Genomic DNA, 11,670 nt, shown 5'->3' on the forward strand with positions numbered 1-11,670 from the left:
AAAAAAATAATGAATTAGATAAGAAATATATCTATCTTTATTTTGGAACAGAAGAAAAATAAAGAATTATTGGCTCTTTTCTACCATTTGTCAAGTATATCAAGGGCCTTAAGTAAAAAAAGAGATAAGACAGTAGCTATTCTGAGGTTACTGTCTTATTTTTACCACTTATTGATCCATAAAAGGGCATGCTAAAAAACCACCTCATCTGGTATTTTTTGAAACAAGGTATTATAATAATACGGCATAGATAGCCTTATCGATTTTGGGTCAAAGAGTAATCGTAAAGTTTGTTATGCGTAATGAGGTAATACATTGTTCGAATGAGACGATGTATAGAGGCAATCGCATGTGGCTTGGTTGAAGCTATTTTCGATTGTCTTTTTCGTTTCTCATAAAAGTCGGCGATATGGCAGGGATTGGTATGACTAGCTGAAGCGATGTTATGAATGCACTTGAACAATATTTTTCTGGCATAGGGATTACCTCGCTTAGTAATGTGTTCCTTGGCGAGAAAGTTCCCAGATTCATAGTGTCTCAGGTCAATGCCAATAAAAACGTTGATTTGATTGGTAGACTGAAAGCGACGAATATCTCCCAATTCGCCAATGATAGATGTCGCTGTGGTTTCTGCGATTCCAGGAATTGATCGTAAGATGTCATACTCTGGTAAAGGCTGAGCTAGAGCTACCATGTCGTCTAAGACAACCTGTCTGTGCTCAGAAAGACGAAGCAATTCTTGAGCATAGTAACGAACCTCTTCAAGTATTGGAGAGGTTTTCTTGATCGCACAAAAAGATTGTTTAGCGAGTTTTATAAGTTTATCAGTCAGGTAAGCAATACGCTTTTCAGAGATGCGTTTGGAGGTAGATTGACGGATAATCTCACACAAGTTACTTTGAGATAGGCTTAATACAAACTCTTTGCATGGAAAAGCCATCACTAAATTCCAATATTGCTCTCCAGTTGGTGTGGATAAGAGATTTTCCAATTCAGGAAAGGTGACTTGTAAGACCTTGTGTAGACGGTTTTTAGCTCTAACAATGTCTTCTGTAAGATTTTGATAGAAACGGCTTAAATCACGCAGGTGTTGATAAACTTCTTCCTACGCATAAGTTGGTTTACGATTGAGTATAAATTGAGAATGAGCCAACTTTTCAGCGTCAATTTTGTCTGTTTTACGAACTCGCAGACTGTCCAGTTGCTTCTTAGCTTCCAGAGGATTCAGCTGTGTATAAGCGTAGCCGTATTCCTCAAGAAAGGCTCGAAGACGCCGAGAATAGACACCAGTAGCTTCAAATATAATCTCAAGGTTATGAGCAGTTTTCAAGTCATTCAAAAGACGATTGAAGCCAATGGCGTCATTGAGCATAGTGTATCCATGAATCTTCTCACCGTTGACTAAAATTGCCACCTCAGAACTTGCCTTACTCACATCAATCCCAAATACTGTACGCATGATATTACCTCTTTTGTCTTGAATAACTCTGTGTTTTAGTGATTTTATTTTCAATACGCGACGTCTAGCGTCCCACATACTTTGATCAAATTCCACCTAAAACAGGTGTCTTGCCAGTTTGTCAAGCGATGTCTAGCGCCAAAGAGCCCTACGACTTTACAAGACAATAAAGAAAAAGTAGTGAGTACTCTCTCCCGTCGGAGATTTTCTCACTACTAATCTTAGTATGTTTGTCAACTGTAGTGGGTTAACAAAGAGTCAGAAAAAAAGCCCTTCGGATAAAATCCGAGGGGCTTAAAACGTTGTTAAATCAACGGCCGAACTTTTTTATTTCAAGGTTCGGGATGAAATAGTTCACTGAACTATTTTATTTTTTCAAGTTGTAGAATGATTTCAATCCACGGTATTCAGCTACTTCACCAAGTTGGTCTTCGATACGAAGCAATTGGTTGTATTTAGCGATACGGTCAGTACGTGAAAGTGAACCAGTCTTGATTTGTCCTGCGTTTGTTGCAACTGCGATGTCAGCGATTGTTGAATCTTCAGTTTCACCTGAACGGTGTGATACAACGGCAGTGTAACCAGCTTCTTTAGCCATTTCGATAGCGTCGAATGTTTCAGTAAGGGTACCGATTTGGTTAACTTTGATAAGGATTGAGTTAGCTGCGCCTTCTGCGATACCTTTTTCAAGGTATGAAGTATTTGTTACGAAGAAGTCGTCACCAACCAATTGAACTTTACCACCAAGACGTTCAGTAAGAGCTTTCCATCCGTCCCAGTCGTTTTCATCCATACCATCTTCGATAGTAATGATTGGGTATTTGTTTACCAATTCTTCAAGGTAGTCGATTTGTTCTGCAGCAGTACGTACAGCAGCTCCTTCACCTTCGAATTTAGTGTAGTCATATACTTGACGCTCTTTATCGTAAAACTCTGATGAAGCACAGTCAAATCCGATAAATACGTCTTTACCTGGAACATAACCAGCAGCTTCAATAGCAGCAAGGATAGTTTCAACACCGTCTTCAGTTCCTTCGAAACGAGGAGCGAATCCACCTTCGTCACCTACAGCTGTTTCAAGACCACGAGATTTAAGGATTTTCTTAAGAGCGTGGAAGATTTCAGCACCCCAACGAAGAGCTTCTTTGAATGTAGGTGCACCAGCAGGTACGATCATGAATTCTTGGAAAGCGATTGGAGCGTCTGAGTGAGAACCACCGTTGATGATGTTCATCATTGGAGTTGGAAGAACTTTAGTGTTGAATCCTCCAAGGTAGCTGTAAAGTGGGATTTCAAGGTAGTCAGCAGCAGCGCGAGCTACAGCGATAGATACACCAAGAATTGCATTAGCACCCAATTTACCTTTGTTAGGAGTACCGTCAAGAGCGATCATAGCACGGTCGATAGCTTGTTGGTCACGTACATCGTAGCCGATAATAGCTTCAGCAATGATGTTGTTTACGTTGTCAACAGCTTTTTGTGTACCAAGACCACCGTAACGAGATTTGTCACCGTCGCGAAGTTCAACTGCTTCGTGTTCACCAGTAGAAGCTCCTGATGGAACCATACCACGTCCGAAAGCACCTGATTCAGTGTAAACTTCTACTTCAAGTGTTGGGTTACCGCGTGAGTCTAGGACTTCGCGAGCGTAAACATCAGTAATAATTGACATTTTATACTCTCCTTATTGAGTTAAATTTTTTACACCTCTATGATACCTTAAAAATCATCGTTTTTCAAGGAAAAACGTTATCTTTGTGCAATTTTTCCTTAAGTTGATAAAGTAATCGCTTTCTTTTATCTTTTTTCCTTTATTTTATGATATACTATTTTTATGACAGACGTATCTAAACAAATATTAGAAAAAGCTCATGGCGGGCTTAAACTAAATCCAGACGAACAAAGACGTTTTCTCGGCACTTTTGAGGAGCGTGTCCTTGGTTATGCCAATCTTGAGACTGCAAATGATGACAAATTTCAAGAAGGTTTTTTGAATATTTTAGAGTGCTTAAAAAAAGAAACTGAACCTCTTTTTGTTAAGATTTCTCCTCAAGTTGAGTTTGAAAAGCAGGTCTATTATCTTAAACAATCCAAAGATACTGACTGCCAAGCGACCATCGTTTCTGAAGATCATAACTCTTCTCCTTTTGGACTAGTTATCCATAGCGATGCTCCTGTGCAAACAAGTGAAAAAGACCTCAGAAAGGCCTTTTCAGATTTGTGGCAAGAAAAAGAAACTAAAGCTCCTACTTCTCTCTGGAAGAAATGGTTTGGTTAATTCTTTTTTAAAGATAGGATTTGTGCAATGCTTGAGGCTGTATGTTCTAAATAGGTGGCTGCATTTTTTATACTATCTTCCAATGGCTCACTTTTTTCTAGTATAGAAAAAGCGGCGATGATATTCTCAATTGGTAAGGGAGGTAAATCCTCTGCCAAACTACCACAAATAGCAATGACTGGAACACCCTTAGGTGTTCTTTTTGCTACTCCGATTGGTGCCTTTCCAGCCAAACTTTGAGAATCTAACCTACCTTCCCCAACAATTACTAGGTCAGCATTTGCTACCTTTTCATCATAATTTATCAATTCCAAACAAGTTTGAATACCTGATATGATTTCTGCTCCAGCAAAAGCACACAAACCAGCAGCAATGCCACCACCTGCTCCTGCACCTTCTAATTTTAATACATTCGGGGCAATCTTTTCATAAAATTTTTCAATAGCAGAATCAACTTCAGGAAATTGTGTTGGATTCAACCCTTTTTGCTTCCCAAACGTATAGGTGGCACCATTGGATCCGCAGAGTGGATTGGTCACATCTGCTAAGATTTTAATTCGCACATCAAAAGGGACAGATATGGCTTTAGCCTTTGAAATATCAGTAATTTCAAACAAGGATTGACCAGTAGCTAGAAGTTCATTCCTGTTTTCATCATAAAACTGATATCCGAGTCCAGAAGCAATGCCAATACCACCATCGATACTACCCGTTCCTCCGACACCGATATAAATCTCTTTCATTCCTTGTTCTATTAAATGCAGGATCAGTTGACCAATTCCCTTTGTTTGAATCTTCAGGGGATTTCGTTTTTCAATAGGAATTTTAGCAAGGCCTATCAAATCCGCAACTTCAAAAAGGGCTATTCCCCCTTTTTTTAAGTAGGGCATTTTAACCAAGTCACCAAAGGGACCTGTCACTAAAGCAGTTTTTTCTACAAGAGCTAAAGAGCTTTTGATGGCATCTACTGTTCCTTCACCCCCATCACCAACAGGTAAAAGCAGACATTCAGCATCTGGTAGCACCCTTGTAAATCCTCTTTTAATAGCTTCTGCTACTTCGTTTGCGGGAAGACTCTCTTTGAAAGAGTCAGGTGCGATTACAATTTTCATATTCTCCTCTTTCTAGTCAAAGGAAATCTATTAGCTTATATACTTTTAAAAAATCTCTTTCTTCAATTTGAAGAGGAATTTCCTCTTTCACGATTGCTTTAGCACAGAAGCCAATGCCGACTCCAGCTCTCTTCAACATATCTAAATCATTAGCCCCATCACCGATCGCAATCGTTCTCTCAAAAGGTACTTGTAATTCTTCAGCCCATCTCACGAGGGTTGCTTCTTTTACTTCTCTGCTTATAATAGGGCCAATTAGATTGCCAGTTAAGTGATCCTCTCTGATTTCCAGTTGATTAGCAGTATATATTGAAATTCCTAAATCTTTTGCTAATCTTTCTACAATAGTGGTAAATCCGCCTGATACTAGACCGACTTCTATCTGATTTTCTTGAAGAACTTTGATAAACTTAGCAGCATTTTTACTAAGGTGTAGTTCATGATAAATCTTATCAAAAGTATCTACAGATAGTCCTTGTAATAAAGAAACACGTTTTCTCAGGCTTTCTTCAAAATCAAGTTCTCCTCTCATAGCTTGGACAGTCAGTAGAGCTACTTCATTTTCACACTCTGCTTCTTTCCCCAACAAATCAATAACTTCCTCTTCTATCAGCGTCCCATCTACATCCAGTACACAGAGTCCTTTAATTTTTTTCATATAATTGCCTTACTTTCAGAATCTCAAAAAATCGTATGAAGGTATCATACGATTTTAACTATTTAGTTTGCTAAACTGTGATACAAATCAAGATATGACTTGCAAGCTGTATCCCAAGAGAAATCACATTCCATAGCTTGAACTTGCATATTTTTCCAAACATCAGGATGGTTGTGATAAACATCCAAAGCTGTTTGCAATGCCCAGTTGAGCCAGTATGGAGTTAGGTTGTTAAAGCTAAAGCCTGTACCTGTTCCTTCAATTGGATTAAAGGCTTGAACAGTATCTCTAAGTCCACCCACCTCGTTTACTAAAGGAAGCGTACCATATCTCATGGCCATCATTTGTGAAAGTCCACACGGTTCAAATCTACTTGGCATAAGGAACAAATCACAAGCAGCATAAATCTCTTGAGCTAATTTTACATCAAAAGTAATATTTGCAGAAAGTTTTTCTGGGAATACTTGACTAAACCAAGAGAAGGCTTGTTCAAATCCTGGATCTCCAGTTCCCAAGAGAACGATTTGAATATCCTCTTGAAGCATACGATGCAGGCTTTCAACCACCACATCAAAGCCCTTCTGACGAGTCAAACGTGACACGATACCAATCATTGGCACATCAGAACGTACTGGAAGACCAACTCTTTCTTGAAGTTTCGCTTTATTTTGAGCCTTACCTGACAGATCAGTTTTACTAAAATGATACTCAAGTAAAGCATCCGTCTCTGGATTGTATAAATCAGTATCAATTCCGTTTACAATACCAGAAACCTTACCAGATTCCATACGGAGAATCTGATCAATACCGCAACCAAACTCCGTAGTCATGATTTCATAAGCATAGCTAGGTGACACGGTTGATACACGGTCTGCATAGAGAATACCAGCCTTCATCCAGTTAAGACAATCATTCCAACGAACTGTTCCATCAGCGTAGCGCTCAAATCCAACCCTGAACAAGTCCCAAAGCATGCTTTCAGAGAATTGACCTTGAAATTCCAAGTTATGAATGGTCAAAACAGTCTTGATTCCTTGGTAAGCTTGAATCCATCTGTATTTTTCTTTTAACAAGAACGGAATCATTGCTGTATGGTAATCATGAGCATGGAGGACGTCAGGTATGAATCCAATACGCTCCATAGCTTCAAGGGCAGCAAGTTGGAAGAAGGCAAAGCGTTCACCATCATCGAAGTCTCCATAAACATGTCCACGGAAGAAATAATATTGATTGTCAATGAAGTAGAAGGTAACACCATTTAGAACTGTTTTCTTAATTCCACAAAATTGTCTGCGCCAACCAACATAGACTTCGAATTGAAGGACATCTTCGATCTGATTACCAAACTTAGCTTCTACCATGTCATAGTAAGGTAAGATAACAGCAACTTCATGCCCAGCTTTTACTAATGATTTTGGAAGTGCTCCGATAACGTCTCCCAATCCACCTGTTTTTGAAAAGGGAGCGCCCTCTGCCGCTACAAATAAAATTTTCATGAAAGGACATCCTCTGTTACTTTTTCGCCTTTTTTGATGATAACAGGGTTTTCTGCTGTACCTCGAATAACAACTCCCTCAGCTATTTCAGCACCCTTATCTACAATTGCATACTCAACTTGTGCACCTTTTCCAACGACAACGCGAGGGAAGATAAGAGACTCTTTAACCAAGCTGTCTTTATTGATACGAACATTACGCGAAATAACAGATTTAATCACTTCGCCTTCAACGATACTACCAGAAGCAAATTGAGAAGTGTTTACTTTTGAACCCGGTGCATAGTAAGTAGGCTCTTCGTTTTTAACTTTAGTGTGAATCTTTTGATTTGGCGAGAACAAAGAGTAGAATTTATGCTGATCAAGCATATCTAAATTAGCTTGGTAGTATGTTTCTACTGAATGAATATTTGCTAGGTATCCTGTGTATTCATATGCAAAAGCACCTTCTTTAGCTGCTAAATCACGAAGAACATAACGTAATTTTTCTGGATATTCTTTTTGAGCTTCTTCTTCCAAACGCTTAATCAACCATTGAGTATCTACAACGAAGATATCTGTTGACATGTTGTAAAAATCTTGGTTTGATTTTTTATCAAAGAGTTTGTGTGAAAGTACGTGGTCAGTTTCATCAATATCAAGGATTGCATTTACTTCTGAAATGACCTTCTTAGGCAATTTCTTATAAACAACTGTAATTGGTGATTTTGTTGTATTATGCAAATGGAAAACCTGAGCAAGATCAATATTTACCAAAACATCACAGTTCAAGGAAACAGTTTGGTTAGATCCAGAACGTTTTAAATAAGTCAAGAGTTGTTGATAATACTCTTTACCGACTGTGCTACTTTCTACACGTGTATTGTAAATACCTAAATAGTAGTGACTAAGTAGTGTATTCAAGCCCCACTCACGACCTGAACGAATGTGGTCGAAAACTGAGCTGATATTATCTTGTTGGAAGATTCCAAAGACACTACGAACACCAGCATTTGCTAAACTTGAGAGTGGGAAGTCAATCAAGCGATACTTTCCTCCAAATGGCAAACTCGCCACAGGACGATTACTCGTCAAGGTTGACATATCATGGAAACCAACGGTATTTCCTAAAATCGCTGAATATTTATCAATCTTCATCTGTTGCTACCCCCACTACTTCGTTATATCCGACTACTTCTACTTCTTCTGTACCATCAATTTCTACACCATCGGCAATAATTGCACCTTCACCGATGATTGCACGTGTAATTTTAGCACCTCTACCGATAACTGCTCCACTCATGATAACAGAGTCTACAACTTCTGCTCCCTTACGAACTTGAGCAGCTGTAGAAAGGATAGAGTGTTTCACTGTACCATTTACGTAACATCCGTCCACTACAAGAGAGTCTTCTACTTGAGCGAATTCTCCAAGGAAGTTTGGTGGAGCGATAAGGTTACGAGAATAAATTTTCCATTGACGGTTACGGCTATCTAGAGCATTTTCTGGAGAAATATATTCCATATTTGCTTCCCAGAGTGATTCGATAGTACCAACATCCTTCCAGTATCCATTGAATTCATAGGCATAGACACTTTCACCAGTTTCAAGATACTTTGGAATAACGTTTTTACCAAAATCTGACATGTCAATATTAGCCTTTTCAGCTGCAACTAGCATATTGCGAAGTCGTTTCCAATCAAAGATATAAATACCCATTGATGCCTTAGTTGATTTTGGTTCAGCTGGTTTTTCTTCGAACTCAACAATACGATTATTAGCATCTGTATTCATGATACCAAAACGGCTAGCTTCTTTAAGTGGCACATCTAAGACAGCAACTGTCAAGCTGGCATTGTTATCCTTGTGTGATTGGAGCATATCATCGTAGTCCATCTTGTAGATATGGTCACCTGAAAGAATCAAAACGTACTCAGGATTGATGCTGTCGATATAGTCGATATTTTGGTAAATGGCATGACTTGTACCTTCAAACCAACGGTTTCCTTCACTTGCAGAGTAGGGTTGAAGGATAGAAACTCCGGTGTCAATACCATCTAGACCCCAACTAGAACCATTACCAATGTGGCTGTTGAGAGCTAGTGGTTGATACTGTGTAATAACCCCAACATTATGGATACCAGAGTTGGCACAGTTTGAAAGAGCGAAGTCAATGATACGGTAGCGCCCACCAAATTGCACGGCAGGTTTAGCAATGCTTTGAGTGAGTTTACCGAGACGAGTTCCTTGCCCACCGGCAAGGATTAAAGCTAGCATTTCATTCTTCATTTTCTACTCCTTTTTGAGTTTTATTAACAACTTTCTTAGTAGGTTTTATGCGACGTTTGATTTTCCAAATACTTGCTCCCATAGCTGGCAAGGTAAAGGTCAAAGTCTGCTCATAATCCTTCCACAATCCTTCTTGAGTTTGAACAGTTTGGTTATGCTCTTTCCACACACCACCCCATTGTTCTAACTCTGTATTCCAAATTTCTTCATAAATACCTGCAACAGGAAGACCGATTGTGAAATCAGATCGTTCAACCGGTGCCATATTGAAGACACAGACTAGCATCTCGCCTTTCTTGCCTTTTCGGATAAAGGAAAGAACACTCTGATCTCTATTATCCGCATCAATGATTTCAATACCGTCATAGCTTGTATCAATTTCCCAAAGACAACGGTGGTCTTTATAAAGCTGATTCAACTGTGATGTAAAGTACTTCATCTTGGCATTCATCGGATCTTCTAGGTTAGACCACTCTAATTGCTCTTCGGATTTCCACTCTAGGAATTGACCAAACTCACTACCCATGAAGAGTAATTTCTTACCAGGGTGACAAATTTGATAAGTGTAGAGGTTTCTCAAACCAGCGAACTGATTGTAACGATCACCCCACATCTTATGCATCATACTTTTCTTACCATGTACAACCTCATCATGTGAGAATGGTAGGAGATAATTTTCATTAAAGACATACATGAAGCTGAAAGTTACAAGATTAAAGTCATACTTGCGGTAAATTGGATCTTCTTCGTAGAAACGTAGGATATCATTCATCCACCCCATGTTCCACTTGTAGTCAAATCCAAGTCCACCCATTTCCTTCATGCCTGTAATCTTGGTACCTGAAGAAGACTCCTCTGCAATCATCATAACATCCGGATGAGCTAGCTTAATAACATCGTTCAAACGTTGAAGGAAATAATAGCCTTCATAGTTGAGATTGCCTCCGTCTTTATTTGGAGTCCATGGAGCATTATCATAATCTAGATAAAGAATATTACTTACAGCGTCTACACGAATACCATCTAGGTGATAGAAATCGATCCAAAACTTAATGCTAGAAATCAAGAAAGATTGGACTTCATTTTTACCAAGGTCAAAGTTGAGTGCTCCCCAACCGTAGTTGTTAGCCTTATTATGATCCTGGTATTCAAAAGTCGGTGTGCCGTCGTAGTATGCCAAAGCGTCATCATTGATTGTAAAGTGTCCAGGTACCCAGTCCACAATTACTCCGATATTGTTGATATGACATTCCTCAACAAAGTCCTGAAATTCTTCTGGACGACCATAGGCATGCTCCAAAGCGAAGTAACCCATGAGCTGATAGCCCCAACTCAAACCAAGTGGGTGAGCCATCAAAGGCATAAACTCGATATGAGTATAGTTCATCTCAACAAGATAGGGGATGAGCTCTTCTTTGAGTTGGGCAAAGCTATAAGGTGTCCCATCAGGATTTCTCTTCCAAGATCCTGCATGCGCCTCATAGATATTGACTGGTCTTTCGAAAAATCCCCAACGTTTTCTGCGAGCTAACCAGAGACCGTCCTTCCATTTTTTCTCAGGAATTTCTGTTAAAACTGCCCCTGTTCCTGGACGAGCTTCATAGCGTACTGCCAAGGGATCAATCTTCATAAGCTGATGACCATTAGCACGAGTAATATGATATTTATAAATATGCCCCTCTTGAGCTAAAGTTGTAAAAACTTCCCAAACTCCAGATTCATTACGAACCATGGGGATTTGATTTTCAACCCAGTTAGTAAAATCACCAACTAGATGGACAGCCTGCGCATTTGGCGCCCAGACACGGAATGTATAACCATACTCACCGTCTCTTTCTTCACGATGCGCTCCTAAATAGTGTTGAAGATGGAAATTTTCGCCACTAGTAAAAGTTCTTAAAGCTTCTAATTTATCCATTTAATCCCCCTTTTATTGTAAGCGTTTTCTATGTCTTTATTATACTATCTTTTAAGAAAACTTTCAACTAATTTCCGAATTCTACTAAAATTTTTTTCGAAAATCTTCATATAGTTATCTTAACATTTCTAAAATTTTCATAAATGATAATAAGCAGTGGAATTTTCTATCAGCCACTGTTACAAAAATAACTCACATTATCTTTATATAAAATAACTTACTTAAAAAACTGAACGTTTTCAGTTTTTGATAACATAATATTCGTAGATAACTCTTTTTATATAATTTTACCAAATTTTCTGAAATTTTCAACCATTTTTAGTAATTGTTCCATTTTTATTTTTATAGCGGATTGAAATAAGATATGAACAAAGAGATTATGGAAGTCAAATAAATTTCTAAAAACGCTTTAGAATCCTTGGTGGACTATTCTAGATTCAATACACTATATATCTAGAAATATAAAAAAACTCAAGCATGG

General features: G+C 38.7%; 8 protein-coding genes and 1 pseudogene. 1 reads left to right on the forward strand and 8 read right to left on the reverse strand.

Features of this window, described 5'->3' with window-relative positions:
- Nucleotides 1-256: 256 nt before the first annotated feature.
- Nucleotides 257-1,459: pseudogene (locus SINDD18_RS03785) on the reverse strand (IS110 family transposase).
- Nucleotides 1,460-1,826: 367 nt separating this feature from the next.
- Complete coding sequence (gene eno / locus SINDD18_RS03790) at nucleotides 1,827-3,131, reverse strand: surface-displayed alpha-enolase (RefSeq protein ID WP_006151137.1); 1,305 nt, start codon at nucleotides 3,129-3,131, stop codon at nucleotides 1,827-1,829.
- A 162-nt stretch (nucleotides 3,132-3,293) separates the two neighbouring features.
- Here eno and SINDD18_RS03795 point away from each other — a divergent pair, with 162 nt between their 5' ends.
- Nucleotides 3,294-3,737: a DUF1694 domain-containing protein gene (locus tag SINDD18_RS03795; RefSeq protein ID WP_061863136.1), complete on the forward strand. Its 444-nt coding sequence runs from the start codon at nucleotides 3,294-3,296 to the stop codon at nucleotides 3,735-3,737.
- Here SINDD18_RS03795 and SINDD18_RS03800 read toward each other — a convergent pair.
- From SINDD18_RS03800 to glgB, 6 genes are all read right to left on the reverse strand, one after another.
- Nucleotides 3,734-4,849 (reverse strand): glycerate kinase, encoded by a 1,116-nt coding sequence (locus SINDD18_RS03800; protein ID WP_061863137.1) that lies wholly within the window; start codon nucleotides 4,847-4,849, stop codon nucleotides 3,734-3,736. The two genes, SINDD18_RS03795 and SINDD18_RS03800, sit on opposite strands and share 4 nt — an antisense overlap.
- A 16-nt stretch (nucleotides 4,850-4,865) precedes the next feature.
- A complete protein-coding gene (gene serB / locus SINDD18_RS03805; RefSeq protein WP_061863138.1) occupies nucleotides 4,866-5,507 on the reverse strand; it encodes a phosphoserine phosphatase SerB in 642 nt (213 codons plus the stop codon).
- A 62-nt stretch (nucleotides 5,508-5,569) separates the two neighbouring features.
- On the reverse strand, nucleotides 5,570-7,003 hold the full coding sequence (gene glgA, locus SINDD18_RS03810) for a glycogen synthase GlgA (RefSeq protein WP_061863139.1): 1,434 nt from the start codon (nucleotides 7,001-7,003) through the stop codon (nucleotides 5,570-5,572).
- Complete coding sequence (gene glgD / locus SINDD18_RS03815) at nucleotides 7,000-8,139, reverse strand: glucose-1-phosphate adenylyltransferase subunit GlgD (RefSeq protein ID WP_061863140.1); 1,140 nt, start codon at nucleotides 8,137-8,139, stop codon at nucleotides 7,000-7,002. Before glgD ends, glgA begins: the two co-directional genes overlap by 4 nt.
- Entirely contained in the window at nucleotides 8,129-9,271 is a 1,143-nt protein-coding gene (locus SINDD18_RS03820; RefSeq protein ID WP_061863141.1) for a glucose-1-phosphate adenylyltransferase, read from the reverse strand. The genes glgD and SINDD18_RS03820 overlap by 11 nt, the downstream gene beginning before the upstream one ends.
- Nucleotides 9,261-11,189 (reverse strand): 1,4-alpha-glucan branching protein GlgB, encoded by a 1,929-nt coding sequence (gene glgB, locus SINDD18_RS03825; protein WP_061863142.1) that lies wholly within the window; start codon nucleotides 11,187-11,189, stop codon nucleotides 9,261-9,263. The genes SINDD18_RS03820 and glgB overlap by 11 nt, the downstream gene beginning before the upstream one ends.
- Nucleotides 11,190-11,670 lie beyond the last annotated feature (481 nt).

It is taken from the genome of Streptococcus infantis (assembly GCF_001579645.1).
Lineage (GTDB): Bacteria > Bacillota > Bacilli > Lactobacillales > Streptococcaceae > Streptococcus > Streptococcus infantis_E.

Bases quoted from the DNA above. Each gene is read 5' to 3' on its own strand.
- eno (WP_006151137.1), bottom strand. From the start codon at position 3,131: ATGTCAATTATTACTGATGTTTACGCTCGCGAAGTCCTAGACTCACGC.
- SINDD18_RS03795 (WP_061863136.1), top strand. From the start codon at position 3,294: ATGACAGACGTATCTAAACAAATATTAGAAAAAGCTCATGGCGGGCTT.
- SINDD18_RS03800 (WP_061863137.1), bottom strand. From the start codon at position 4,849: ATGAAAATTGTAATCGCACCTGACTCTTTCAAAGAGAGTCTTCCCGCA.
- serB (WP_061863138.1), bottom strand. From the start codon at position 5,507: ATGAAAAAAATTAAAGGACTCTGTGTACTGGATGTAGATGGGACGCTG.
- glgA (WP_061863139.1), bottom strand. From the start codon at position 7,003: ATGAAAATTTTATTTGTAGCGGCAGAGGGCGCTCCCTTTTCAAAAACA.
- glgD (WP_061863140.1), bottom strand. From the start codon at position 8,139: ATGAAGATTGATAAATATTCAGCGATTTTAGGAAATACCGTTGGTTTC.
- SINDD18_RS03820 (WP_061863141.1), bottom strand. From the start codon at position 9,271: ATGAAGAATGAAATGCTAGCTTTAATCCTTGCCGGTGGGCAAGGAACT.
- glgB (WP_061863142.1), bottom strand. From the start codon at position 11,189: ATGGATAAATTAGAAGCTTTAAGAACTTTTACTAGTGGCGAAAATTTC.